The organism is Lysinibacillus sp. A1, from assembly GCF_000801965.1.
In the GTDB taxonomy this organism is placed as follows: domain Bacteria; phylum Bacillota; class Bacilli; order Bacillales_A; family Planococcaceae; genus Lysinibacillus; species Lysinibacillus fusiformis.
Genome location: NZ_JSZM01000023.1, coordinates 78,728 through 105,683 on the forward strand (window position 1 = coordinate 78,728; position 26,956 = coordinate 105,683).

The window sequence follows — 26,956 nt, forward strand, 5'->3', positions numbered from 1 at the left end:
ATCGAGAATGGGGGAGAGCAGATGAAGCACTTAGGTAGTTTAATCGGGATGATTATTTTAGTAATGACATGCTGGGGTTCATCTGCTTTTGCTCAAACCGAAAGCTATGTAGCGATTGGGGATTCCCTAGCTGCTGGTCAAACCCCTTTTCAACAAATTGATGCTGGATATAGTGATTTAATTGCTATGAGATTACAGGCAATGGATCAATTAAAATTTTATACAAAGGAACTAGCTTTTCCTGGCTTTACAACAGCTAATGTTTTAGAAAGGATTAAAACTGAGGAAGCAAGAGATTTATTAGCCAATGCCACTTTAGTGACTGTTTCGGCAGGTGCCAATGATTTATTAAGCCTTGTCCGGCTAAATCCAACGGCTGGAACATTAACTTTTTCTCAACTCCAAGCAGATTACGCCTTAAATATAGTGAGAAAAAATATGGAAGCTATCTTAAATGAATTGGGAGTACTTGCGCCAAAGGCTCAGGTATATGTTATAGGCTATTATTTTGCCTATCCAGCTGTTCATCTCACTCAAAAAGAAGGAACAAATGCACAGCTTGTGAAATTAAATACGATTTTACAGCAACAGGCAGAGCTAGCCGGAGCTGTTTATGTAAATGTGTATGACAGCTTTGGATTAAATGCCACTAACTACTTACCAAACTATGCAGATGTCCATCCAAATATGGAAGGCTATCGCCAAATGGCCAATGCATTTTTAAAGGCATATAGTGGTAGTGATGCCTTAAATATTGCTTCATCACAATTACCGCAACCCAATCCTCTGTCATTTGAAGAAATTTTAAAAGAGCGAACTTCCACACAGCCTAAACAACAAAAGGTAACAACCTCCCAGTCTGTTGAAAACATACGTTCTATTCAGGGATTTCACGGCTATACAGCTTTTATGGGGAAGTTGGAAAAGAGATAAATAATGATGAGTAAAGGCATCTTAGAGGATGCTTTTTTTTGTGTGTACTAAATTCCCCAAACAAAGGAAAAAACAATCCGTTACAAGCCATGATAAAATAATAAAAGGACAGGAGGTACAGGAATGAAAATATTTCATACAGCAGATTGGCATTTAGGAAAGCTCGTTCAAGGCGTCTATATGACAGAGGATCAACAATATATCTTACAACAATTTATACAAGCTATCGATGAAGAAAAACCAGATGTAATTATTATAGCAGGTGATCTATACGATCGTTCCATGCCCCCTATTGAGGCAGTGAATTTACTAAATGATATATTAGCAAAAATAGTTTTAGAGAAGAGGATTCCTGTTTTAGCCGTTGCAGGGAATCATGACAGTGCAGGCAGATTAAACTTTGGTAGTCGTTTGATGCGTGATAGTGGTTTATATATTAAGGGGCAGTTTACGAAAGATCATGCACCCATTATTATCAATGATCCATATGGAGAGGTGCATTTTCATCTTGTACCATTTGCAGAGCCTGCCACTATTCGCAGTATTTTTGAAGAGGAGACCATTCGTTCTCACCATGATGCGATGCAGAAAATTATTGAACATATAACAGCAGGTATGGATACAAATAAACGCAATATATTTGTTGGACATGCCTTTGTGACCAAATACGGTGAGGAAGAAGCCAATACTAGTGACTCAGAGCGTCCGCTTTCTATTGGGGGTTCAGATTGTGTGAATGCTGCTTTATTTAAACCATTTCATTATACAGCACTCGGACATTTACATAAGGCACATTTTGTCTTAAATGAAACAATTCGCTATGCTGGTTCACCATTAAAATACTCATTGTCTGAGCATCTACATGAAAAAGGCTTTTTAATCGTCGATCTAGATGAGCATGGGGATTGTACTGTAACTAAAAGGAAGTTCATGCCAAGACGAGATTTACGTGTAGTGGAAGGGCAGTTGGAGGATTTATTAATGCTTCCACCAAGTGATGATTATGTATTTGTTCGATTGACGGATGCTACGTCCGTGTCTTCGCCAATGGAACGTATTCGTACCGTTTTTCCACATGCCATGCATGTTGAACGTAAGATTTTACGACAAGAGAAACCAAGTGAGCTTCAAGTAGTAGAAGCAGAAAAGCTAGAAGATATCGATCTATTCCGCTCTTTCTTTACAGATATAATTGGAATTCAACCAGATGAAGATACCGAGCGTCTGTTTACGGAAATGCTACAGGAATTATTAGATAAGGAGCGAGAAACAGTAAAATGAAGCCATTAAAGTTAACGATTACGGCGTTCGGTCCTTATAAAAATACGGAAATAATTGATTTTGAACAATTAGGGGAACATCGTTTGTTCGCCATCTCTGGCAAAACCGGTGCAGGGAAAACGACGATTTTTGATGCGATTTGTTATGCACTTTATGGGTCAGGCAGTGGTGAGGATCGTCAGGATACGGCTTTACTGCGAAGTGGCTTTGCTGATGATGATGTATATACAGCAGTAGAACTTATTTTTGAAATGCATGGAAGAATCTATCAGATTTTACGTCAGCCTGGGCATATAAAGGAAAAAAATAAAACAGCTACTGGTAAAAAGGTGGAGTTAGCGGAAGTAAAAGAGGGAAAGCTCGATTATAACATTGTTGAAAAGCAGCAAACACTGGAAGTCGATAAAAAGATTCAGGATATTATTGGTCTGACAAAGGATCAATTTAGCCAAATTGTGATGCTACCTCAAGGTGAATTCCGCAAATTATTAACGTCGGATTCTACAAACAAAGAGGTCATATTACGAAAAATCTTCAAAACAGATCGCTTTGGTGTTATGACAAAACTGCTTGATGCGAAACGAAAAGAGGCAGAAAGTGATCTTGAACATGCCAAGCAATTAAAAGAACATTTACTTGGTCAAATTGTTGGTGCACTTCCACATCGTTCCTCTCCTTTGTTCACACAAATTGCTAATAATACGGAAAATATGTTTCAGCTAAAGCAAGCACTGGAAGAGGAGCTTACTTATTATAGAAAATGTTTTGAAGATGAACAGCGACAGTATGAGGAAGCCTATAATCATCATCAAAAAGAACAGGAGTTTTACCGTTTAGCTAAAACGCTTAATGAACAATTTGAGGAGCAGTCCAAACGTCAAGAACGACTAGAACTGCTATTAAATGAGCAAGACAACTACCGTGCAAAGGAACGGGAGATAGCTTTAGCAGAACAAGCGGAGCGTTTACTACTACTTGAGCAACAATGTTTGGATTTACGAGCGGAACAAAATTTAAAAGAACAAGCCTATCAACAAGCGAACAGTAGTCAATTACAAACCAAGGAGCTTTTACAAAGAGCCCAAGGAAAATATGAAGCGGAAGAGGCAAAAGAGTCAGAACGTCAAAAGCTTTTGCAGCAGGAAATGCAGCTCCAAGCATTGCTTCCTAAGTTCGAGGCTTATGACAGCAATGTACAGCAACTGCAAATTGCTGAGCAATATGTTGAAACGGCTAAACAAGGGGCAGCGGATAACCTGGCGCTAATCGATAAAGAAAGCGTGCAATTAGAGGAGCTTTCACAATCAATTGAGTACTTTGAAAAACAATTGGAACCATATGAAGGTTATTTAGAGCAACTACCAAAACTGCGGGAGCAAGTAGCTTTGCTTATGCAGGTGGAGAAATATACAAAAACGGTAGAGATAGCGAAACGGGATGTTATCGCTACTAAAGCTCATTATCAGGCCAGTAGACAGGAGCTTCTACAATTAGAGCAACGCTGGCTGACAAGCCAAGCAAGCATTTTAGCTCAGGAGCTTAAAGAAGGGCAACCTTGTCCGGTTTGTGGGAGTACGACTCATCAACAAACACATAGTGAGCAATTGGAAATTGTTGAGCTTGCTCAGGTGGAAACGTTAAGGAGAAAAGCTTCTTCAGATGAGCGTTTATATTTGGAAAAAGAGGCATTTTTAACATCCGCACAACAGCTTCAGCAAGAGGCACTGACACAATTAGAAGCATACGCGATGAAGCAACAGGATCAAGCACAAATAATAGCTTCCTTAGAAAAAATGGAACAAGAGATTACTAGCTTAAAGATTATCAATCAACAGTTAGCTCAAACAAGGATTAACCAGAAGGAACAGCGTTTAGCAATAGAGCATTTGCAACATAAACAAGTCAAACTTGAGGAATATTTAACTGAACAGATGAAAGGCTGGACAAGACTGCAGGCAATTGTAGAAGAACAGCATAAGCAAATGCCAACAACTATTCCAACCTTACAGCAATTAAAACAAACACTTACCGATGTTAGTAAACAGAAAATGGATTTACAAAAATTATGGCAGGAAAGCCAGCAAGATTTACATGCCGCGAAGGAAGCTGCCAGTAATGCAAAACTAGCGGTGGAAATCGCCAAAAAGAATTTTGAAGAATTAAAGCTCAAAATGAATGACAAGCGTGAGCAGTTTTCAATAAGCATGCAGGAAGCAGGCTTTGTGAACTACGGAGACTATGCAACTGCGAAAAGAAGTGCCACTCAATTAGAGGAACTTCGGAAGGCATGCAATGATTACACGTTACATGTTCATACGTTACAAATTCAAATTTCAGAAGGAGAAAAACATCTTCAAGGGAAAGAGGAGCAAGATTTAGCCCAGATGGAGGCAACTGTGGAAAATCTCCGAATCGCCTATGAGGATGCCTTTAAACAACTTCAACAAATAGATGGATTTGCGAAATCATGTCAAAGCTTCATCAACAAAGTAGAAGAAACAGAGAGAGAGCTTCGTTTACTTGAGAGTGAGGCAGGTCGAGTGAAGGAGCTGTATGGCTTATTAAATGGGCAAAATTCGAAAAAACTGTCCTTTGAACGATATATTCAAATTAATTATTTAGATCAAATTACAGAGGCAGCTAATATTCGTCTTTATCATTTGTCTAATGGTCAATTTGAGCTTAGACGTTCAGACAGGCTTGAAAAGCATGCAAAGCAAAGTGGACTTGGGCTTGATGTATATGATGCTTACACAGATCAATTACGAGATGTTAAAACGTTATCCGGTGGTGAAAAGTTCAATGCATCATTAAGCCTTGCTCTAGGAATGGCAGATGTTATTCAAAGCTTCCAAGGCAATATTCATATTGAAACAATGTTTATCGATGAGGGCTTTGGCTCGCTCGACGAGGAATCATTAAATAAAGCAATAGACACATTAATTGATTTACAAGATTCTGGACGAATGATTGGTGTCATCTCTCATGTACCTGAATTAAAATCAGCGATGCCAGCCGTTTTACATGTCGAAAAAACATTGAATGGACATAGTCAAACACATTTTGAAATAAAATAAAGGAAGGTGTATTTCCGGTTTAAGGAAATACGCCCTCCTTTTATTTTTTTCGAGAACTGACTGTAGAAGTTGTCCCTTTTTTTGCTGCCATTACTTTTTTTACGATTGGTATAACAATAGGCGCTAATTTAACAGCGGTTTTCACTACTTTTGATACTTTCATCAAAAACACAGCTCCTTTTTAATTACTTCTACCTGTTTATTTTAAAAATGAAACATTAGCGGATAACTCGAACGGCTTGAATAATATTCCATATAACAATTCCGAGCGAGACAATTCCGTAAATGGCGAACGAAATGAACCAAATGATCATGACTGTACTATTACTTGAAGTAGGGTCTAAACTAAATGTAGAAAAGACAAAAACAATGAAAAATAAGATCCCAAATACAAAAGGAATTAGATGGGACACTAATGCGCGAATAGAATGTCTTTTAATGTCAGCATCTTTCGTAACGAAGTAAACAATTAATGGTACGATGAAAGGAGCAAAGAAAATACTGAGATAACTAAAGGCAGATAAAATTTTTTGGTTCTCCATAGTTGTACCTCCTTTTTTAATATTTACGCATGGAAAACAGTAAAGTTTCAAAATTAAGTATGGAAGAGGTTGTAATCATTCCTTGCTTTGCGTACAATGAAAGTGTTCAAATTAAATTCAGATGTAACGACCACAAGGGGAGCTGATGATGTCAGCTGAGACTGGGCACGTAATGCCTTGACTCTTTGAACCTGTAAGCTAACACTTGCGTAGGGATGTGGATAGAAACCGACACTTTTACGATGTGAGGCTCTGTCCTGACATCGTTTTTTCATTCTTAAGAATAAAAAGGTGTCAGAGAGAATCAAATCAGCGCATTTCTATTCCTGCTCTTGTATCCTACATCGGAACAAAGGAGAGAATATGTATGGACAAAAAAAGACTATTAATGCTAGTGGAGATTGCAATATTTGCAGCGATTGGCCTTGTGCTTGATCAGGTCTCCTTTAAAGTATGGGCACAAGGTGGCTCTGTTAGTCTTGTCATGGTACCAATTATGTTAATTGCATTTCGCTGGGGTCTAGTAGCTGGCCTAATAACAGGCTTGCTTGTAGGTGTGATGCAAACCATGTTTGGAGCTTATATAGTACACTGGCTTCAAGGTTTATTAGATTACGGTGTTGCTTTCACAGTTGTAGGGTTAGCAGCCATTGTACGCAGACCTTTACTGGAAGCAGCAAGTCAAATAAACAAAACAAAAATGGCGTTTTATATTATTGTAGGTACGGTATTTGCAGGCTTCTTGCGATATGCAGCGCACACTACTGCTGGCGCGGTATTTTTTGCAGAGTATGCCGGCGATCAAAATGCGTGGATCTACTCGATAATTTATAATGGTACCTATATGCTGCCCGCAACAGTATTAACAGCCATTGTGGGAGCGTTATTATTCACAGCGGCTCCACAGCTAATGCAACGTAAAGCGTAATGCCACCCCCTTCATATTGGTGAAGGGGTTTTTTATGTAGTCGTAAGAGAATAACGCTTTTAGCACTTTGCCAAGAAGGCAGGCATACAATATTTAAAGCGTTTAGCGTTATACGCGTAAAAAGTTATGTTATATTAAAGAGTAGATATTAGATGAAAGGGACGTTATACATGATTGTAAAAACGCAAGAAGAAATTGAAGCTTTTAAAAAAATTGGACGCATTTGTGCAGAGATTCGTGAAGCGATGAAGGCTGCTACAAAACCAGGTGTCACAACACTTGAACTAGATGAAATTGCTGGTCGAATGTTTGCTGAGGCAGGTGCCATTTCAGGACCAAAAGGAGAATATGACTTCCCAGGATATACTTGTATTAGTGTCAACGAGGAAGTAGCACATGGTATCCCAGGAAAACGTGTTATTCAGGAGGGAGATATCGTCAATATCGATGTTTCAGGCTCTTTAGATGGCTACTTTGCGGACACGGGTATTTCATTTGTAGTTGGTGATGGCTATGAAGACAAAGAAAAACTATGTCGTGTTGCCAAAGATGCTTTTGATCGTGCTATGACAAAGGTAAAGGCTGGCTCTAAATTAAATCAAATCGGTAAAGCTGTAGAGCGCGAAGCGAATGCTAATGGCTTAACAGTGATTATGAATTTAACAGGCCATGGTTTAGGTCGTTCTTTACATGATGAGCCCAATCACATTTTAAATTATTATGATGCATGGGACTCTACGATTATGAAAGAAGGTATGGTTCTTGCAGTCGAGCCATTTATCTCAGCAAAAGCAGAGCATATTGTAGAAGCTGGTGATGGTTGGACATTCATTACACCTGATAAGTCTCTTGTTGCTCAAATTGAACATTCAGTAATTGTTACAAAAGATAAACCAATTATCCTTACTTCATTAGACGAAGAATAGGATTACAAAAAAATCCTGCACACCAAATTATTTTTGGTAGGCAGGATTTTTTTTAATGAATAAAATACCAACTAAGAGTACACCACATAGAAATAACGCAGCAGTTGTTACGAGTAGCTCATCAAAACCATTATGTAAAGCGATTCCTATATAAGCCCATATAAAAACACTTGGATACATGATATCAAAGTGATGAAAGCGGATAAGTAGCGCAATGGCTCCACCTAAGGTCAGTAAAATAACTGCCCAAAGAGGAGTACTTAGACCAAAACCGTTCCAACCATAAGCTGTTAACGTAAAGCTAATATTTGTGATAAAAATAAATGTCATCCATGCAAAATAAATGGCGAAAGGAATACGACCCGACAGTGATTTGTCATGAAGTGGATACGTATTGTACAACATAAATAAATACAAGACTAAGAGTAAGGTAATGCCGAGAGAAACAATAAATAATTCATGATGCCATACGTATATCGTTAATGCTTGTAAAATATTTATGCAACTAAAGAGCGCAGACTGTTTCATAGATGTCTTTTTGATGTTCATCACTAACCAATAACCGATCAATAAATAAATGACAATCCAAATTATATGACTTCCATCAACAGGTGCAAATACCACCGAAAAACGATTAGAAATTTCTAAAAATGATTGACCGTTAAGTTTCATGAAAAAGGATGAAAAGGTTAGGATGAGTGAGACAATATAAGAAATTGTCATCAATAAAAACCGAGGCATGCTTTCCTCTCCCTTCGTGTTAGATTGTATAGGGAAAAGACAAATAAGTATAGTACCGTCACTCAATTTATTATAACGGAAATGTCCATCAATGTATCGTGTTGTTTTGCTAATACTATCTACAATTTACCATCTCAATAGGCATCCATTTATTTCTTTAGTACAATAAGAATATATCCAGATTAAAGGAGTGAAGCTTTATGACGCAAAACATAAAAAATTTAGACCTATCTATTGAACTAGATAAAAAGATGTATAAAAAGAAATTACAAGTACTCCAATATGAAATGTTAAATGCCCAACAATTTTTATTGAAAAATAAAATAGGTTTAATTTTAGTGTTTGAAGGTATGGATGCAGCTGGTAAAGGAGGAGCGATAAAACGTTTAATTGAACGTGTCGATCCACGTGGCTATGTCGTCCATCCAATTTCAGCTCCACAGCCACATGAATTACGCTATAACTATTTACAGCGGTTCTGGAGAAAGCTACCTCAGCACGGGCAAATCGCTGTCTTCGATCGTTCATGGTATGGTCGTGTATTAGTAGAACGAATTGAAGGATTCGCGACGAAGGATGAATGGTCTCGTGCTTATGAGGAAATTAATAATTTTGAAAAGATTCTAACTGCGGGAGACTACATAATTATTAAGTTCTGGCTTCATGTTTCAGATGAAGAGCAATTAAAACGTTTTAAGGAACGAGAACAAAATCCATACAAATCTTGGAAGCTGACAGATGAAGATTGGCGTAATCGAGAAAAGTCACCGCAATATGTGGAGGCTGCCAATGAAATGTTTGAAAAGACCGATAAGAAAAATGCACCGTGGGTTTTAGTAGCTGGAAACGATAAAAAATATGCGCGTGTGCAGGTGCTACAAGAAACGCTTGCACATATTGAACGAGAGGCACTGAAACGTGGACTTCATTTAACTAATGTATTAGACAAGGCGCATTTAGAGGATGCTGAGTCATCTAGCCTGGACCTATTACATGAGAAAAAGAAGTAAAAAATAAAATGTGAATGATGGTGCTATGACATGAAGACATGAGCTGTTTTAGTTGTAGCAGCATCTTTTTTTACATACAATAAGGTAAAACTAGGGGTAACCCCCTTCATTTCCGATGGTTGAGAAGGTAGTATAAATTTTTATCGATATTGATTGGAAGGCTAGTGTGGAGAAATGGTGCTTAAAATTTGGAATTTATTAAGAAAAAAGGGTGGGAATGTGGTAACAATAAAGGGGGAAAAATGCTACATCCGCACATTCCAAGAAAATGATGCACGAAGTTTAACAGGTCTCGTAAGCCGCAATAAATACTTTTGGTCAACATATGAGCCTTTACAAAGACCTGAATACTATACAATCGACGCGCAATATAAAAAAATTCAAGAAAGTTTATATTTAATGGATTCAAAGCGAGAATTTACTTTTGGTATTTTTGAGCATGGTACTAATAATCTAATAGGACATATTGCACTATATGCTGTAAAACGATTACCCTATTCAAGTGCATTTGTGGGATATGCTATGGATGAAATTTACGTAGGTAAGGGAATTGTCACTGAGGCAGTGAACATGGTAGTCCGGTTTGCATTCGATCAAATTGGGCTACATCGAGTAGAGGCATATGTATCTACCCAAAATAATCCCTCTATGCGTGTCTTAGAGAAGGCAGGCTTTCAACAGGAAGGTCTTTTAAGAAAGCTTCTGTATATAAATGGTCATTGGGTCGATCATTATATGTATGCCCGTTTAGAGGATGAATAAATAAACAAGTGCCTTGCTATTTGATGGAAAGGCACTTGTTTATTGATTTGCTATAAATCAAGTTAGAATAACTATTGATGGTTACCGTTTTCAATTAAATCTAGATGACCTGTATTTGGGTCAATAATTAAACCATGTACAGGAACGTCTTTTACCATTAATGGGTGATTTCGAATCGTGTCGACACTTTTCTTAACACTTGTCGCTACATCACCAAAACCACGTAAAAATTCTTTTAAATCAAAACCAGAATACTCCAGCATTTTGATGGTTTCTGGATTAATACCTCTTTTAACCATTTCACTTAACATAGCATCAGGATCAACTGCGCTCATACCACAGTCATAATGTCCAACTACGTAAACTTCATCTGCTTGTAGTCCATAGACAGCAACTAATAAACTACGCATCACAGCACCGAAAGGATGGCTTACTAATGCACCGGCACTTTTCACAATTTTTACATCGCCATTACGGAGATTCATCGCTTTTGGTAAAAGCTCTACAAGACGAGTATCCATACAAGATAAAACAACAATACGTTTATCAGGATATTTTGTAGTGATGAATGGTTCATATTTTTTCTCTTGTACAAACTCTTTGTTAAACTCTAAAATATCATGTAACATTGTCATGAAAATTGCTCCCTTCCTTACAAAAAATATTTTAGAGCAAAACTTTCATTATGCAAACAATAAAGACTTTATTCAGACAATTTTTACAATAAAGAAGCAAACTTCATACACTTTAGCAGATGAAAAATGTTGAAACTATAAAAAAACAGCTACCTTTACAGTAGCTGTTTTTTTACATTAAAATTTTTCGCTTGGCTTTGGATCTACAGTTACTGAAGACTTGCTATCTAAACCAACTTGTAGGTAGTGGATGAAGAATCCAGTTGAAATTAATAAAACTGCTGAAAATCCAATAACAGTTGTAATGAACATTTTTAGAGCTCCTCTCTACTTAAATGATCTACTAATTACCCTAAACTAATTATACAATAGGATACTAGGAAAATCTAAGGATAATTTATGACATCCATAACATACTAGCCTAGAATACTATTAGTAAGAATGGATTATTTAGAATGCCCAATTTCCATCACGGAATATTGGGTCTTTTCGATTATCATGGGTAATGCCATCAATATTCATTTTATTGGAACCAATCATAAAGTCTACATGTGTCAAACTTTGGTTAATGCCATGCGCGGCTAACTCATCTGGAGTCATTTCTTTACCACCTTCAATACAAAATGCATAAGCACTACCAATGGCTAAATGATTAGAGGCATTTTCATCAAATAATGTATTGTAGAATAATAAATTTGATTGTGAAATAGGGGATTGATGAGGTACTAATGCTATTTCACCAAGATAATGCGCCCCCTCATCTGTTTCAATAAGAGAAGCTAAAATTTCTTGACCTTCCTCAGCTTTTACTTCAATAATACGGCCATCTTTAAACGTTAATGTGAAATTATCAATAATATTACCGCCATAGCTTAATGGTTTAGTGCTGGATACGAATCCATCCACACCAGTTTTTAACGGTGCAGTAAAAATTTCTTCAGTAGGCATATTCGCCATAAATGTTTGACCTTGTACGTTGGCACTGCTACCGCCTGTCCAAATGTGATGTGCAGGTAGCTCGATTGTTAAATCTGTGCCTGGAGCCGTATAGTGAAGGGACTTATACTGTTTGCTGTTTAAATATTCGGCTTTGTCGTGTAACTCCTTATCATGAGCTAACCAAGCCTCCACTGAATGTTCAAGATCAATACGCGTCGCCGCAAAAATTGCTTCCCATAGGGCATCCATTTGCTGATCATCTGGTAAATCAGGAAACACCTTTGCTGCCCACGCTTTGGATGGAGCGGCGATAACTGACCAACTAAATTTATCAGATTGTAACATTTGATAATAGTTCGCTAATGCTTGGCCAGAAGCTTTTTGGAACGCCATAATTCTGTCTCGTTCAATGCCTTTCAGTAAATCTGGGTTTTGTGAACTAATGCTTAGGAAAGCTGCACCATTTTCAGCCAGCCATTCGCGCTCTTGAACTTTCCACGGTGGAAAGAAATCAAATGAGTCTTTCGGTGCTCCTTCATAGCGAGCACGAACAAGTTCGTCATCAGACAAATCGACAAATACCTGTTTTGCACCATTTTCATAGGCGATTTTAGTAATAATTTGAGCTAATTTTAAGTTATCAGTCGAACAGCTTATATAAAGATATTGACCTTTTTGGATATTTACTCCTACTTTTACCGCTAATTCGGCATATTTTAGTAATTTTGTGTTAAATGATAATAACAAACTCATATCCCCTTTCGAAATAAGACAGTTTAGTGTAATATTCTTAATTCAATATAATCAAAAATGGTCGAAATGTGAATAAAAAGCATTAATTACATCGAAAAATATTTAAAATACATTTATACTAGCATTATATATTTAAAATATGGAAAAACAGACGAAATTAAGAGTAATAGTAGATTTGGAGGTTCTAGAATGGATAAGTCGTCGGTCATAGGGTTAATAATTGCGTTTATAGCGCTATTAACAGGGATGGTAATGAAGGGTGTAAGTTTAACAGCTTTTTATAACCCAGCAGCTATCCTAATTATCATCTTTGGTACTATTTCCGCAGTAACAATTGCCTTTCCAATGCAAGAGTTAAAGCGCGTACCAAAGCTATTTAAGATTCTTTTTAAAGAAACTAAATTAGCAAATGATATTGAAATTATTAAGATGTTTTCGCAATGGGCTGACTTAGCTCGTCGTGAAGGGCTATTAGCTCTTGAAAGTAAAGCATCAGAAATTGAAGATCCGTTTTTGAAAAATGGTCTTACATTAGCGATTGATGGACAAAATGCAGACTACATCCGTGATGTATTAACAGAGGAAGTAGAAGCGATGGAAGAACGTCATGCTAGTGGTTCTGCCATTTTTACACAAGCAGGTACATATGCACCAACTCTTGGGGTTCTTGGTGCAGTAGTAGGTTTAATCGCCGCATTGGCTGATATGAACGATATCGAAAAGCTTGGACACGCTATTTCAGCCGCTTTCATGGCTACATTACTCGGTATCTTTACTGGTTATGTTTTATGGCACCCATTTGCGAATAAATTAAAACGTAAATCTGCTTTAGAAGTGAAACAAAAGAGAATGATGATTGAGGGTATCCTTTCAGTATTAGAAGGGGAGGCTCCACGTGTAATTGAACAAAAACTATCATCATACTTAACGATGGAAGAACGTCGTCAAATTTCTGGTGAAAGCGGGGCGGGTGGCCTTGGCAAAGAAAGCTAAGAAAAAAAAGCATGATGAGCATATAGATGAGTCTTGGCTAGTACCATATGCCGATATCTTAACATTGCTCCTAGCTGTGTTTATTATACTATTTGCTTCAAGTTCAGTAGACCAAGAAAAGCTAGAAAGAATGTCAGCCGTTTTTAGTCAAGTGTTTGATGGTGGAACAAGCTTTTTAGAGCAGCCTTCACCAGTACCTAGTCCAAATGCGGATAGCGACCAAACACCACAACAAAATTCAGCCTACTTAAAGGATCAACAGGAGTTGGCTGAAATTAAAGATAGTGTCGATAATTTTATCGCTGTCAATGAAATGGAAGGTCAATTCGCTACAGAAATGACAGATGAAGGCTTACTTGTGACAATTCGTGATAGTATTTTATTTGATCCTGGACAAGCAACGATTAAACCAGAGTATATTCCTATTGCGAAGGAGCTTGCGGGTGTATTAGTATCCAATCCTCCACGTAATATTGTTATTACTGGTCATACGGATAATGTTCCAGCGGGCCCTAACTTCTCTTCGAATTTAGAGCTATCATTAATGCGTGCCTCTAATTTTTATATGGTTTTATTAGACAGTAATTCTCAATTAAAATCTGAGAACTTTAGTGCAAAAGGCTACGGCGAAAACCGAGCGATTGCACCTAATGATACAGCAGAAGGCCGTGCGAAGAACCGCCGTGTTGAAGTACTTATTCAACCGCTAGTGACTGAGGATGGCTCGGAAGCGAAGAATACACAGTAAATTAAAAAGCTATTAGCACGGACTCTTTGTCTCATGCTCATAGCTTTTTTGTTTGCTTATTTACGTAAAGAACCCAATTCAGCCACAATCGCTTGCATTTCGCTTGGGCTAAAGGAATCTCTTTTCATAACCATTTCATATAAATACGTTAAGTCTTCATAGTTTGCTTCATTGAAATTTTCCGATTTCATTGCATCGACATTTACCATACGAAGCTTATCCTTCATTTGATCAATCATATAAATAACGTTTTCCTTTGATGGGACTGATAAATCCATTTTTTACCCTACCTTTCGTACTCTTCGCAATAATCATTTCATTGAATAAAAAAAATGTCAACTCCGTATTTGAGCATTGCTTTAAAAATAGACTGTTATTGGGTAGAATAAGGGCAGTAGACTAGTTTATTTATGAAATATTAGGGAATATGCAATTACACAAGCAGGGGGTTTTAATATGGGTCAAAGTAAATTATTAGTATCAATCGTAGCAGGAGCAGCAATTGGTGCAGCATTAAGTATGCTTGATCGTACTACTCGTGAAAAAACAATCGATACAACTAAAAAAATGAAAGAAGCTGTCACGTACTATGCAACAAATCGTGAAGAATTACAGGTTCTAGTGGAGGAGAAAGTACTGGCTGCGAAGGTGCTTTGTGAAAGTGTGTCAGATAATGTCAACACCATTGCAGAGAAGGTAGAGGAATTTAAAGAATTGCCAACTACGATTCAAAGTATGATTGATGATACAAAGTCAGCTTTTACTTTACCTCATAAAGAATAATTGTAGTTTTAGGAGGAGTTGTATGGAAAAGAAAAAGGCAACAATGCAAAATGCCTTTGGATTCGTCAAATCATTTGTTTCTCCTGAGGGGGAAGCGATTGATGTCATGACATCCAAGGGCTTTGTCCAAGATTTGATAGGTCGGTTAAAGCGAGTAGAAATTTCAGCGCTTTCCGCACAGCTCGCTTATTTCTTTTTACTATCATTCTTCCCATTACTTATCTTCCTTGTGACATTACTACCATATCTTAATTTGCAAACAACGCAGGTTTATTCATTTTTAGTAAATGTATTGCCAGATGAAGTTTATAAGCTCATTGAAAATACGTTGAATGAAATTTTAACAAACCGTAATAGTAGTTTATTGTCCATCGGGGTACTAGGTACGATATGGTCGGCATCTAAAGGTATTAACGCGCTAATTCGAGCTTTGAATAAAGCATACGATACAGAAGGAAGAGCAGGTATATTAGATAGAGGGCTATCTCTTGTTTTTACAGTGGCTCTTGTTATTGTCATTGCAGTCGCTCTTCTGTTGCCAGTATTTGGACAGCAAATAGGTCATTTCCTATTTTCAATCGTCGGCATAGAGGAACAATTTGAATCGGTCTGGCATAATTTAAGATGGTCAATACCACCGATACTTATTTTTATTGTTTTAATGGGCATCTACTGGTTCGTGCCTAATACAAGCCCAAGGTTGAAAATATTGGGTGTTTGGCCAGGGGCGATGTTTGCTACACTTGCCTGGTTAGTGGTCACATATGCTTTCTCTTTCTATATTAATAACTTTGCGAATTATTCTGCTACATATGGTAGTATTGGTGGCGTTATTATTTTAATGCTCTGGTTATATTTTACGGGAATTATTTTAATCTTTGGTGGAGTATTAAATGCTACAATGCAGAAAAGGGCGTTACAAAAGGAAATTAATAGATAAGGAAAAGACCAGATTAAAAAATGGCCTCGCTTCTCGTAGGAGAGAAGCGAGGCATTTTTTGTGATTAAACATTTTTATTCAGCATGCGTAAGCCATTCAAAATAACGAGAATGGTACTACCCTCATGCCCGATTACACCTAAAGGTAAATCGACCACTTGTAAAAAGTTAGAGGCAATTAACAAAATAATTACCCCAATAGAAAAGATAATATTTTGTTTGACAATTCGTTGCATTTTACGAGATAGGCGAACGGCATAAGCGATTTTAGATAGATCGTTTTTCATTAATACAACATCAGCTGTTTCTAACGCAACGTCTGTACCTTCACCCATCGCAATTCCAGTAGTTGCGGTAGCCAATGCAGGCGCGTCATTGATGCCATCACCAACCATTCCTACAAAGTGATGTTGGGACAGCAAACGTTTCATTTCTGTTACCTTCGTTTCAGGTAGACACTCTGCTACATACTCTGTGACACCAGCTTCTTTTGCAATTACTTTCGCTGTTTTTTCGTTATCGCCAGTAAGCATGACTACTTCAATACCAAGCTCTTTTAATAATGACACAGCTTTTTTCGCTTCGTTACGGACAGTATCCTTTAAAGCTGTTAATGCGACAATGCCATTTTGGTCACGGATGAAAATAACCGTTTTACCCTGTGCAGCAAGTTTTGCCGCAGCGCCATTTGCAAAATCGTTGGCATGTTGAGCATTCACAAATTCAGGTTTACCAACTTGATATTCCTTGTTGTGAACGATCCCTTTAATACCCCATCCTGGGATATCCTCAATTGTTGCTTGTGGTAAGGCAGTAATTCCTTCCGCTTTTGCATAGGAAGTAATGGCTTGAGCAAGAGGGTGGTTGGACTGTGTTTCAATTCCTGCAAGAATAGCTAAAGCCATCTGAGGTTCGAATCCATCGCGGACAATAAAATCTGTCACGACAGGTTTACCTTGTGTTAATGTTCCCGTCTTATCGACTGCTAATGCTCCTAAAACACTGAGATGCTCTAAATGTAAGCCACCCTTAAATAGCACACCATTTTTGGCACCATTTGAAATAGCTGCAAGTGTCGCGGGCATGATGGCTGCGACAAGTGCGCATGGAGATGCAACAACCAATAAAACCATGGCACGATAAAAAGTTGTTGTCCAATCCCAACCTAGTACGAAATGGGGAAGGAACATCATGATGGCTACACCAAGTAAAACAAATTTCACATAAGTTCCCTCAAATTTTTCGATGAATTGTTGAGACGGAGATTTTTCACTTTGAGCACTTTGGACAAGCTGGATAATTTTTTGAAAAAGTGTTTCTGAATTGGCCTTCGTCATTTCCATCGTAATCGCACCATTTAAGTTTACGGTACCCGCAAAGATTTCATCACCTTCACTTTTTAAAACGGGTAATGGTTCACCGCTTATAGCTGATTCATCAATGGAAGACTGTCCTTTAAAAATAATACCGTCAGCTGGAATACGCTCCCCAGGTTTAATCAATAAATGGTCACCAATTTGTAAGGTAGAGACGGATACTTTCATTGGCTCAAAGTTGCCTCGAACTAACCAGGCTTCTTCTGGCTGAAGATTCATCAATGCAGATATTTCACGATGACTTTTATTCATAGCATAAGTTTCAAGTGCACCACTTACTGCAAAAATGAAAATAAGAATAGCACCTTCTGTCCAATAACCGATGGCTGCGGAACCGATAGCTGCTAATACCATTAGTAATTCAACATTCAATTTCTTATCTTCTATTGTTTCTTCAATACCTTCTTTCGCTTTGGCAAATCCACCTACACAAAAGGCAATGACATAAAGAAGAACAGAAGCGGTTGTTTGTCCGCTTGTATCTAAACGCCATGCAAGTAAGATGAATATACCAGCGATTAACGCAGCAATTAATTCTGCATGCTCCTTTATTTTCTCAATTAAATTTATATTTTCTCGATTAGAGTATTCCATTCTAATCCCTCCTGATAATGAAAATCAATATCAAAACCTCTAACTATAAACACTTAAATGTGATATTTAATTGAAAATGGATTTCAATTACCATATCTTTTATTTAGAATTATTATAACAAAGGAATTTATAGAAATAAAGAGGAGAGTTAAAAAAGGTGCATTTTTTATTAACAGAAAAAGGCACAGTCTATTCACTAGGAATATTCTGTGCCTTAGCAAAGTGTGCAGTCAGAAGGGCTACTGCTTACTTATATTGAATTAGAAAACTCTTTCTGCGTGCAATGCAAGTTTTTCTAAAGATGATTTATCGACATCTGCGTGTAAGGAGTTACCGTGTGAATCCATTGTGACAACTGCTGTGAATTTTTCAACATTTAAGTGCCACATAGCTTCTGGAATACCGAATTCCATTAAATCAACACCATCTACACCTTTAATGCAGTCTGCGTAATATTGAGCTGCTCCACCGATAGCATTTAGGTAAACACCACCATGTTCATTAAGAGCTTTTAATGTTTTTGGTCCCATACCACCTTTACCGATGACAGCACGAATACCGAATTTCTTCATGATATCACCTTGATATGGCTCCTCACGAATAGAAGTAGTTGGACCAGCTGCTTTTACTGTCCAATTGCCTTCCTCATCTTTTGCCATAACTGGACCACAGTGATAAATAACTTGTCCATTTAGATCCACTGGTGCATCATGGCTCATTAAATGATGGTGGATAGCGTCACGACCAGTATACATACGTCCTGTAATAGAAACTACATCTCCAACTTTTAGTGAACGAATTTGTTCTTCTGTAATTGGTGCAGTAAGCTCTACTACATTTGTTGTGTTGTCTTCTGTTGTAGCTGCCACTTCATCCTTGAAAGTAATTTTTTCACCTTCTTGGTAGTGCCATTTAATGATTTCACCAGTTTGAGGATCAATGTCCACAGCCATACGACGGTAAGCCCAGCAGTTATATGCTACAGATACATAGAAGGAAGCTGGAATGCGGTGCATAACCCCGATTTTACAGCCTAGTAATGTTGCTTCGCCACCGAAGCCCATTGTACCGATACCAAATGTATTAGAAGTTTTCACCACATACTCTTCTAATTTGGCAAGATCAGGATTTGGATTTGTATCTTCAACATGACGGAATAATTGTTCCTTTGCTAAATCGTAGCCGGAAGAACGATCTCCACCAATACCAACACCGATGAAACCAGCTGAACAGCCTTGACCTTGTGCTTGGTATACAGAGTGTAAAATACACTTACGGATACCATCTAAGTCACGACCTGCACGACCAAGACCATCTATTTCACATGGAAGACTGTATTGAATATTTTTGTTCTCACAGCCTCCACCTTTTAGAATTAATTTAATCGTAATGTAATCATTTTCCCATTGTTCAAACTTCATAACTGGTAAACCATCGCCAAGGTTATTACCGCTATTGGCACCAGTTAATGAATCTACTGCATTTGGACGTAGTTTTGCATCAGCTGTCGTATCATTGATTGCTTTTTTAATCGCAGCTTTAATTTCTAATTGGTTTACGCCCACAGGTGTATAAATTTTGAAAGTTGGAAGACCAGTATCTTGACAAATAGGTGATACATTATCTTCTGCCATAATAATATTATTTGAGATTGTGTCTAAGCTCATTGCCGCACGTGTTCCAGCATTCTCCGCTTCTTTTGCTTTTTTAATCGCACGACGTACATCCTTAGGTAAATTCGTGGATGTTTCAGTAATTAAATCATAAAGACTTTTCTCCAAAGTTTGTTGATTCATTCGTGTATTGCCCCCCATAGAAAATTTGATTATTTCCACGTAACATTATACTCTTTTCAACTAATGAAAAAAAGAGTCCTTACCTATGAGGGCTAAATTTACGCATAGTTTACTAGTAATTTAATAGAGAGTTGATTTTACAGAACGTTTGTTCTAAAATAATAATAACCCACAATTAGGAGGAATTTGTATGTCTGCTAAAACTTTACTTGAATTACCGAAAGAATTTGAACAATATAGACCGCTAATAGAGGAAACAATGAAGCCTGTTGTCCTTATTGATGCGGATGCTGGAAAAACAACCTTGTTTCAGAGTAAGTTTGCCGGGGACCCTTATTTCCCACTAGCAATGGAATATCCTAAAAATGCAAGTGGACAACCACTAAAGCTTTTAGCCCAAGTTAATTTTGCAGAATTGCCTAAGCATTTGCCGAATTTCCCAGAAAAGGGGATAGTGCAGTTTTATATTGATGGCTATGACGATGTATTAGGAATGGACTTTGATAATGGAAAAAATCAAGAAGGTTTTCGTGTCATTTTTCATGATACCGTTATACATGATGAAGCGCAGCTTATTCAAGATTTTTCATTTGTAGAAAAGGAAGATGAGGAAATGTATTTTCCAGTAGAGCGTGAAATGACATTATCCTTTAAAACAGGTTTTGAACCCTTATCGATTGATGATTACAGAGCTAATGACATTTACAGTCATATCTTAACGACAATTGAAGATAACGAAACATTAGAAGATGCCTTTTATGATGCTTTAACTGGGGATGGACTTAAAATCGGTGGTTATCCTTTCTTTACACAAGAAGATCCACGTGCATACGGTGATTATACAGACTCTACAATTTTGCTATTGCAAATAGATAGTGTGGGGGATGATATACTATGGGGCGATTGTGGAGTTGGCAATTTCTTCATTACTGAGGAAGAATTAAAAAATAAAGACTTTAGCAATGTTCTTTACAATTGGGACTGTCATTAAAAAAACAAGCGAGCATACATTGTGCTCGCTTGTTTTTTTAATTTTTATTGTTCACGAGCATTAAATTGCTCCATTTTGTCTTCTAGGTCATCCATCATTTGAATTAAACGATCAATATCATCTAATTCAGCTGTTTCAGGATCTAGGGCATCTAATACTTCTAAAAACATTTCAAGACGCTCTCTTAAATAGGTTACTTGCTGTTTTTTATCAGTGATTGGCTTGGACATTCGTACACCTCATTTCATCCCTTTCATCGTAGCTGATTTAGGCTGAAATTTCAATGTTTAGGTAGATACCTAGGACTAAGCGATTAATTTTAAAAATAAGTAGACAGAATATTTACAATATTGAGTTTGTATGTTAAAGTTGTTTTAAGATAAAGTAAAGGAGCTGATTAAAAACATCTTTAAAACTCTAACTCGAAAAGGAGGGAGTTTAAACAAGTACTCGGTAATAATCAAAAGCCGAATTTCGTGTTTATACAATTAAATGACTATAAGTATTCGTTAAGCCTTAGCGTAAAATCACATGTGGTGAGCGCTAAGGCTTTTTGGTATGCTGTTCTTTGGGAGATTGATTGGAGGAAAAGATGACATACTTCTCAGACTACAGCAAAAAAAGATTTACCATATTAGTAATAATTGTATCCATATCGGGCTTTTCGCAAGGGATGTTATTACCGCTTATTTCTATAATTTTTGAACGTGACGGCGTTTCCTCAGCATTAAATGGCTTGAATGCAACGGGCTTATACATAGGGACATTATTAATTTCACCATTTATCGAGCAACCATTACGAAAATGGGGCTATAAACCGATCATTTTAATGGGGGGCGCACTTGTTTTTATCTCCTTATTGGCATTTCCTTTATGGAAAAGCGTCACATTTTGGTTTGTGCTTCGTTTACTGATTGGTGTTGGGGATCATGCCTTGCACTATGCCACTCAAACATGGATTACTAGTACTGCTGATCATAAAAACTTGGGAAAAGGGATGGCTATCTATGGCTTGTCTTTTAGTATAGGTTTTGCCGTTGGGCCCCTGATGGTAAAGTTGATTGAAATAGGTGAAGCTTTACCGTTTATTGTGTCGTCAATCATGTGTTTGATGGCGTGGTCTTTTGTATTCTTCTTACAAAATGAAAAACCTGAGCGTTTAACAGGGGACTTACATGCAAGAGGGTGGAAGCGTTACAAAATGGCTATTTTATTTGGTTGGATTGCCTTTTTAGGGCCTTTTGTATACGGATTCCTCGAATCTTCATTAAATGCATTATTCCCCGTATATGCACTACGTAAAGGATTTGAGGTAGGCATGATACCAATTATTTTATCGGTCTTTACATTTGGCGGTATTTTAACTCAAGTACCATTAGGTGCACTGGGCGATAAAGTAGGAAGAAGGAATATTTTGATGGTAGGGTCATTTGGCGGCGCTATTATTTTCACAATTGCCAGTTTTTTAGAACATTCACAAATGGCCGTCGCTATAGCGTTTTTCTTAACGGGTACGCTAGTTGGCTCGATGTTCTCTTTGGGGATTACATTTATGGCAGATTTAACGCCAAAGGAGCTTCTGCCTACTGGGAATTTACTCTGTGGGATTGCCCTAAGTATAGGTAGTTTAACAGGACCGTTCTTAGGTGGAGTTTATTTAGAATATGTAAAAAACTATAGCTTCCTTTTACTTGTAGCCATGCTGTTGCTAGTTGTGGCTTTCATATTACTCCTATTTGGACGTCTTAAAAGTAAACAGACATCGATGGCAAAATAAAAAGAGCGGGGCTCATCTCCCGCTCAAAAACAAAAAAACGCCCAGCAAATCCGTGCTGTTATGGCGTTTTTTGCGTAACAAGGATGTTCCGTCCAAGTTACATAGGTTTGGCACCTAAAAAAGAATTATACAGACAAATTCTTATGAAATCAATAAAAATAAAAAGGGATATTTTGGACATTGCTGCTATTTTTAAATATAATGAAAGAACACTTGCTTAAGAAGGAGGTTTTATCATGACCGAAATGAAAAAACTATCTATTCATCGCGCTTTAACAGAATTAAAAATGCTACAGCAACGGATTGAAGGGGCAACAAATGAGGTTAGCGCTGTAGTAGCCAATCGTAAAAGTAATCAGAAAATAAATGGAATAGAAATAGTTGAGTATGAGAAACAAATGCAAGCATCCTACGATAAAGTAATGGGTTTAATTAGCTATAGACATAAAATAAAAGCTTTAGTTGTACAATCGAATGCCTGTACAAAGGTAATCGTTGGCAAGGAAGAAATGACTGTCGCGGAGGCCATTGAGCGGAAACAATCTATTCAATATGAAAAGGATTTGCTAGAAGTCATGCAACATCAATATCGTTCTGCTATTCATACAGTCGCCAAAGAAAATGATGCCTTACCAGCTAAACTGGAAACCTATTTAATTAATATATTAGGCAATAAAGATAAACAATCTCCGGAAGAAGTAAAATTACATACGGACACATTTATGAAAAGAAATGAATTTGAAATCATTGATCCACTAAATGTCAAACAGCAAATAGAGACATTAAGTCGTCGGATCGAGGAGTTCGAATCAGAGGTCGATGCAGTCTTATCTGAATCGAACGCCACTACATTTATTGAAGTCCAAGCTTAAAGGGATATGCATGGCCTTGCGAAAACGGAAAACGAAGAGTCGCTCGCGCTTCAAGGCATGTGTGTGAGTTTAAACATCAAACATGCCTTACACAAATGAAACTTACAATGAAAATAACCTAAAAGCTTAAAGGTTAAAGGTTAAAGTATAAAGTTTACGCTTCAAAAATCTATCTATAAAAGTTGAAAATTGAACCTTTAAAAATCTTTTAAATCCTGGGGTAATGGTTGAGGTATCGACTTTTCTAGACCATCCGTCATCCACCAGGCAGCTCGTGCTGTGCATCATAAAAAAAGGACGTCTCCATTTATTTTGAGACGTCCTTTTTATGATTACTTATTTCAATACCAGCTTTGCAACACATTCTACCTGTGCAGTCTGTGAGAACATATCAACAGGTTGAATATACTCGACATGATAAAGCTTCGAAAGTTGCTGTAAATCCTTCGCTAATGTAGATGGATTACAGGATGTATAAACAAAACGCTTTGGTTTAAGCTTAAGCACGGTTTGGATAAACTCGGATGCTAGACCTGTACGTGGTGGATCTACTGTAATAACATCTGGTGTAAAGCCTTCTTTGCGCCATTTTGCTAAGACACTTTCAGCAGTACCAACAGCATATTTGGTATGCTTGAAGCCATGGTTGCGCGCATTTTTACGGGCATCTTGAATGCTTTCGGGAATGACATCCATCCCTCGAACTTCTTGCGCTTGATCTGCTAGCCAAAGTCCGACAGTCCCAACTCCACAATATGCATCCACTACTGATTCTTTACCAGTTAATGCAGCTGCTTTTTTAATTTCATTATAGAGATGAACTGTTTGAGTAGGGTTAAGCTGGAAGAAGGCACGAGCCGATAAGTCAAAGGCTAGTTCCCCAAGCTCTTCATGTATCGTTTCTTTACCGTCAAGAACGATTGTCTCATCACCAAAAATTAAAGAGGTTTTATCACGATTAATATTTTGTGCAATGGAGACAATGCTTGGATCGATTTTTTTAATCCGTGTAATTAGTTCAGCTAAATGAGGAATTTCTTTACGAGTAGTTACAAGTACAACTTGTGTTTCGCCTGTACGAATCCCTGTACGTACTACGATTGTACGCACTAAGCCATCCAGTGTTCGTCCATCATAAATTGTAATATTTAATTTTTGTAAAATCTTACGTATTGCAACAGTAACTTTAGAAGTGACAGGGTGCTGTACAAGGCAATCGTTAATATTTAGAAGCTTATTACTGCCTTCAACAAATAAGCCTGCATAGACTCGCTTGCCTTCCTTGCGTACTTGGAATTGACTTTTATTACGATAATGCCAAGGATTATCCATTCCAATTGTTTTTCGTACTTCCACCGTTTCAGCTAGAGGTTTCGCATAACGCTCTAAAGCTTGGATGACAATATCACGTTTTTCCACTAGCTGTTTTTCATATGTCATATGTTGAAGCTGACAGCCACCACATTCATTGTAGACTGGACAAGGTGCTTCCTGACGGTGCTTAGAGACTTTACGAATGGATAAAATCTCAGCTTCAGCAAAATTACGTTGTGTTTTCGTAACCTGAGCTGTAATTTCTTCGCCAGGAATAGCTCCTTTGACAAATACTACATTTCTTTTATAAAAACCTACACCTTCTCCATTGATGCCAAGTCTTTTTATTATTAGTGGGAATTGTTGTCCCACGGTCATTGTTGTTTGCTGCGTCAAACGTTCCACGTCCCTGCTTTATAATGTCATCTCCCCATTATAACGAAGGAGCAGACGATTGCAAAGCAACAGGGAAATCTTCATATTCTAATACTAAATCATCAAGTGATAAGAAGGTATAGCCTTGCTTTTTGGCCTCTGCAATAAACATTGGCAAAGCTTCGGCATTATCTTGTGCAACAGTATGCATTAAAATAACGGCACCTGGATGCAATTGCTCCATGAGCGCATTGTAGGCATAATCTGCACCACGTCGTTCATCTTTCATCCAATCCTTAAAGGCAACAGACCAAAATATATGACGGTATCCTTCCGCATTTCCTACTTCTAGCAGTTTTGCATTAAAGGTTCCTTCTGGTGGGCGAGCATAGGTTGTGCGGTCTATGCCAGTCAATTCACGTAATTTCCCATCAAATTTTCGCCATTCTGCACGCATGCCCTCTGGTGAAAGTCGAGCCATATTAGGGTGACCATACGAGTGGTTGCCAATAGTATGTCCATCCTTCACCATCCGTTTTACTAGGTCACTGGCACTGTCTAAATAATGCCCAGTCAAAAAGAAAGTAGCAGGTACATCCTCTTTTTCCAATGTATCCAAAATACTTTCGGTAAAGCCGTTTTCATAGCCATTATCAAATGTTAGGTAAGCAATTTTTTTATCTGCCTTTCCTTTATAAATAGCCCCGTATTTATCAAGTAATTGATCAAGCTGTGCACCAGCTTCTGCCTGTTCACCATTTTTTGCACGTTTAAAGCCCCAATGATGTTCATCAGAACCTGCAGCAAAATATGGATTAATGCTAATACCTGCGGCAATAATAAATGTAGCGATCACCGCACCTACAATATGTTGTTTCCACATAAAAAACGCATCCTTTCTTTTTCATTAGGATGCGTAAAATAGCTATAAATTATCCACTAATTCTGAGCAATTAATAAGTCTTCAAGTGCTTCTGTTAAATGCGGATATTTAAATATGAAATGATGCTCTTCTAACACTGCTGGTCGTACATGTTGACCCTCTAAAACAAGAGTACTTTGTTCTCCAAGCGCCAAACGTATGGCAAAACTAGGAACAGGCAGCCAATGTCGTCTGTTCATGATCATTGCAATTGATTGCCCGAATTCTTTCATGCGCGTCGCATGAGGTGCGGTTACATTGAAAGGCCCACGAATATTTTCATGGAGGATTGCGAAATATAAGGCACGTGCCACATCTTCAATATGTACCCACGAAAGCCATTGATTACCAGAACCGATTGTTCCGCCAACATGCATTTGATATGGTAATAGCATTGGTGGTAATGCCCCGCTCTTTCTACCTAAAATGACCCCAAAGCGTGCAAGGGCGACTCGGATTCCTAATGGTTCTGCTCGTTTCGCATGGCGTTCCCAATCATGAACAGTCGTGCCTAAAAAATCGTTCGCCACATCAGTAAATGTTTCATCATAAATAATCTCTGAAGAATGGGGGTAAAAACCTACGGCACTTGCATTAACAAGGACTTTAGGTTTTTTCGTGAGCTTTTCCATTATGCGCACGATTTCAAGTGTCGCATGCATCCGACTCCAATAAATATCCTTCTTTTGTTTGTTTGTCCATCGACCATTGTTTAAAGAAACTCCCGCTAAATTTACAAAGGCATCGGCTCCTTCTAATGCCTCTATTGGTAGGATTTCATCCTGCAACCATTGTACATAATGAATGCCATTTTTTTCGGAAGATGCACTCCGAGTTAAGACAAAAATATTATGACCGTTTTCCTGTGCTAGCTTGATAAAAGCTTTTCCCACAAAACCAGTTCCACCCGCAATCACAATTTTCATAAGAATCACCCCATTTTTCAAAA

The 26,956-nt window shown here is 37.7% G+C and carries 27 protein-coding genes and 1 riboswitch; of the genes, 14 read left to right on the forward strand and 13 right to left on the reverse strand.

Going from position 1 to position 26,956, the window contains the following annotated elements:
• The first annotated feature begins 21 nt into the window (after positions 1-21).
• The 3 genes from PI85_RS17960 to PI85_RS17970 all read left to right on the forward strand — a co-directional run bounded on the left by PI85_RS17960 (position 22) and on the right by PI85_RS17970 (position 5,291).
• Positions 22-933, forward strand: a complete 912-nt coding sequence (locus PI85_RS17960; RefSeq protein WP_036120581.1) for an SGNH/GDSL hydrolase family protein — start codon at positions 22-24, stop codon at positions 931-933.
• A gap of 123 nt (positions 934-1,056) precedes the next feature.
• Positions 1,057-2,214, forward strand: a complete 1,158-nt coding sequence (locus tag PI85_RS17965) for an exonuclease SbcCD subunit D (RefSeq protein ID WP_036120579.1) — start codon at positions 1,057-1,059, stop codon at positions 2,212-2,214.
• Entirely contained in the window at positions 2,211-5,291 is a 3,081-nt protein-coding gene (locus PI85_RS17970) for an SbcC/MukB-like Walker B domain-containing protein (protein ID WP_036120576.1), read from the forward strand. The genes PI85_RS17965 and PI85_RS17970 overlap by 4 nt, the downstream gene beginning before the upstream one ends.
• Before the next feature lie 40 nt (positions 5,292-5,331).
• On the opposite strand, the gene PI85_RS25075 is transcribed toward PI85_RS17970, so the two are convergent.
• Positions 5,332-5,457, reverse strand: a complete 126-nt coding sequence (locus PI85_RS25075) for a hypothetical protein (protein ID WP_255250400.1) — start codon at positions 5,455-5,457, stop codon at positions 5,332-5,334.
• A 52-nt stretch (positions 5,458-5,509) separates the two neighbouring features.
• Positions 5,510-5,833 (reverse strand): DUF4870 domain-containing protein, encoded by a 324-nt coding sequence (locus tag PI85_RS17975; RefSeq protein WP_008173564.1) that lies wholly within the window; start codon positions 5,831-5,833, stop codon positions 5,510-5,512.
• Between the two features lie 125 nt (positions 5,834-5,958).
• Positions 5,959-6,066, forward strand: a riboswitch (TPP riboswitch).
• A 134-nt stretch (positions 6,067-6,200) separates the two neighbouring features.
• On the opposite strand from PI85_RS17975, the gene thiT reads away from it, so the two are divergent.
• On the forward strand, positions 6,201-6,761 hold the full coding sequence (gene thiT / locus PI85_RS17980) for an energy-coupled thiamine transporter ThiT (RefSeq protein ID WP_036120572.1): 561 nt from the start codon (positions 6,201-6,203) through the stop codon (positions 6,759-6,761).
• Positions 6,762-6,931: 170 nt separating this feature from the next.
• Positions 6,932-7,687, forward strand: a complete 756-nt coding sequence (gene map, locus PI85_RS17985) for a type I methionyl aminopeptidase (protein ID WP_036127365.1) — start codon at positions 6,932-6,934, stop codon at positions 7,685-7,687.
• Positions 7,688-7,714: 27 nt separating this feature from the next.
• Here the strand turns inward: map and PI85_RS17990 are convergent, their stop codons facing one another.
• Positions 7,715-8,428, reverse strand: coding sequence for a hypothetical protein (locus PI85_RS17990; RefSeq protein ID WP_036120569.1), 714 nt, complete (start codon positions 8,426-8,428; stop codon positions 7,715-7,717).
• A 200-nt stretch (positions 8,429-8,628) separates the two neighbouring features.
• On the opposite strand from PI85_RS17990, the gene PI85_RS17995 reads away from it, so the two are divergent.
• Both PI85_RS17995 and PI85_RS18000 read left to right on the forward strand, forming a co-directional pair.
• Positions 8,629-9,438: a polyphosphate kinase 2 family protein gene (locus tag PI85_RS17995; protein ID WP_036120566.1), complete on the forward strand. Its 810-nt coding sequence runs from the start codon at positions 8,629-8,631 to the stop codon at positions 9,436-9,438.
• Positions 9,439-9,612: 174 nt separating this feature from the next.
• Positions 9,613-10,200 carry a GNAT family N-acetyltransferase gene (locus tag PI85_RS18000; protein ID WP_012292083.1) on the forward strand — a complete coding sequence of 196 codons (588 nt, stop codon included), beginning with the start codon at positions 9,613-9,615 and terminating at the stop codon, positions 10,198-10,200.
• Positions 10,201-10,271: 71 nt separating this feature from the next.
• On the opposite strand, the gene PI85_RS18005 is transcribed toward PI85_RS18000, so the two are convergent.
• The 3 genes from PI85_RS18005 to PI85_RS18010 all read right to left on the reverse strand — a co-directional run bounded on the left by PI85_RS18005 (position 10,272) and on the right by PI85_RS18010 (position 12,527).
• The gene (locus PI85_RS18005; protein ID WP_008173550.1) at positions 10,272-10,835 is read right to left on the reverse strand and encodes a carbonic anhydrase; all 564 of its coding nucleotides are present in this window, start codon (positions 10,833-10,835) and stop codon (positions 10,272-10,274) included.
• 177 nt (positions 10,836-11,012) lie between these two features.
• A complete protein-coding gene (locus tag PI85_RS25080; protein ID WP_255350107.1) occupies positions 11,013-11,147 on the reverse strand; it encodes a hypothetical protein in 135 nt (44 codons plus the stop codon).
• A 138-nt stretch (positions 11,148-11,285) separates the two neighbouring features.
• A complete protein-coding gene (locus PI85_RS18010; RefSeq protein ID WP_036120560.1) occupies positions 11,286-12,527 on the reverse strand; it encodes an aminopeptidase in 1,242 nt (413 codons plus the stop codon).
• A 189-nt stretch (positions 12,528-12,716) separates the two neighbouring features.
• Here PI85_RS18010 and motA point away from each other — a divergent pair, with 189 nt between their 5' ends.
• Together motA and motB are read left to right on the forward strand one after the other, a co-directional pair.
• Complete coding sequence (motA, locus tag PI85_RS18015) at positions 12,717-13,520, forward strand: flagellar motor stator protein MotA (protein WP_036120556.1); 804 nt, start codon at positions 12,717-12,719, stop codon at positions 13,518-13,520.
• On the forward strand, positions 13,504-14,268 hold the full coding sequence (gene motB, locus PI85_RS18020) for a flagellar motor protein MotB (RefSeq protein WP_008173542.1): 765 nt from the start codon (positions 13,504-13,506) through the stop codon (positions 14,266-14,268). Before motA ends, motB begins: the two co-directional genes overlap by 17 nt.
• 56 nt (positions 14,269-14,324) lie before the next feature.
• On the opposite strand, the gene PI85_RS18025 is transcribed toward motB, so the two are convergent.
• Positions 14,325-14,546 carry a DUF1128 domain-containing protein gene (locus PI85_RS18025; protein ID WP_036120551.1) on the reverse strand — a complete coding sequence of 74 codons (222 nt, stop codon included), beginning with the start codon at positions 14,544-14,546 and terminating at the stop codon, positions 14,325-14,327.
• Between the two features lie 178 nt (positions 14,547-14,724).
• On the opposite strand from PI85_RS18025, the gene PI85_RS18030 reads away from it, so the two are divergent.
• Positions 14,725-15,051 (forward strand): hypothetical protein, encoded by a 327-nt coding sequence (locus tag PI85_RS18030; protein WP_025115821.1) that lies wholly within the window; start codon positions 14,725-14,727, stop codon positions 15,049-15,051.
• 22 nt (positions 15,052-15,073) lie between these two features.
• Positions 15,074-15,991: a YihY/virulence factor BrkB family protein gene (locus PI85_RS18035; RefSeq protein WP_036120547.1), complete on the forward strand. Its 918-nt coding sequence runs from the start codon at positions 15,074-15,076 to the stop codon at positions 15,989-15,991.
• A 64-nt stretch (positions 15,992-16,055) separates the two neighbouring features.
• Here PI85_RS18035 and PI85_RS18040 read toward each other — a convergent pair whose 3' ends face one another.
• On the reverse strand, positions 16,056-17,960 hold the full coding sequence (locus PI85_RS18040; RefSeq protein ID WP_036120545.1) for a heavy metal translocating P-type ATPase: 1,905 nt from the start codon (positions 17,958-17,960) through the stop codon (positions 16,056-16,058).
• Positions 17,961-18,220: 260 nt separating this feature from the next.
• Positions 18,221-19,756 (reverse strand): fumarate hydratase, encoded by a 1,536-nt coding sequence (locus PI85_RS18045; protein WP_036120543.1) that lies wholly within the window; start codon positions 19,754-19,756, stop codon positions 18,221-18,223.
• 190 nt (positions 19,757-19,946) lie between these two features.
• On the opposite strand from PI85_RS18045, the gene PI85_RS18050 reads away from it, so the two are divergent.
• Positions 19,947-20,747 (forward strand): YwqG family protein, encoded by an 801-nt coding sequence (locus PI85_RS18050; RefSeq protein WP_036120541.1) that lies wholly within the window; start codon positions 19,947-19,949, stop codon positions 20,745-20,747.
• Positions 20,748-20,791: 44 nt separating this feature from the next.
• Here the strand turns inward: PI85_RS18050 and PI85_RS18055 are convergent, their stop codons facing one another.
• Positions 20,792-20,977, reverse strand: coding sequence for an SE1561 family protein (locus PI85_RS18055; RefSeq protein ID WP_008173529.1), 186 nt, complete (start codon positions 20,975-20,977; stop codon positions 20,792-20,794).
• Between the two features lie 362 nt (positions 20,978-21,339).
• Between PI85_RS18055 and PI85_RS18060 the strand changes: the two genes are divergently transcribed.
• Both PI85_RS18060 and PI85_RS18065 read left to right on the forward strand, forming a co-directional pair.
• Positions 21,340-22,524, forward strand: coding sequence for an MFS transporter (locus tag PI85_RS18060; RefSeq protein ID WP_036120538.1), 1,185 nt, complete (start codon positions 21,340-21,342; stop codon positions 22,522-22,524).
• Between the two features lie 236 nt (positions 22,525-22,760).
• Entirely contained in the window at positions 22,761-23,396 is a 636-nt protein-coding gene (locus PI85_RS18065) for a hypothetical protein (RefSeq protein ID WP_036120535.1), read from the forward strand.
• A gap of 336 nt (positions 23,397-23,732) precedes the next feature.
• Here the strand turns inward: PI85_RS18065 and rlmD are convergent, their stop codons facing one another.
• From rlmD to PI85_RS18080, 3 genes are read right to left on the reverse strand one after another with little or no spacing between them, the layout of a single operon-like run.
• Positions 23,733-25,106 carry a 23S rRNA (uracil(1939)-C(5))-methyltransferase RlmD gene (gene rlmD, locus PI85_RS18070; protein ID WP_036127362.1) on the reverse strand — a complete coding sequence of 458 codons (1,374 nt, stop codon included), beginning with the start codon at positions 25,104-25,106 and terminating at the stop codon, positions 23,733-23,735.
• A gap of 37 nt (positions 25,107-25,143) precedes the next feature.
• Positions 25,144-25,968 (reverse strand): polysaccharide deacetylase family protein, encoded by an 825-nt coding sequence (locus tag PI85_RS18075; RefSeq protein WP_008173518.1) that lies wholly within the window; start codon positions 25,966-25,968, stop codon positions 25,144-25,146.
• A 56-nt stretch (positions 25,969-26,024) separates the two neighbouring features.
• Positions 26,025-26,933 carry a TIGR01777 family oxidoreductase gene (locus PI85_RS18080; protein ID WP_036127359.1) on the reverse strand — a complete coding sequence of 303 codons (909 nt, stop codon included), beginning with the start codon at positions 26,931-26,933 and terminating at the stop codon, positions 26,025-26,027.
• Positions 26,934-26,956: the final 23 nt, after the last annotated feature.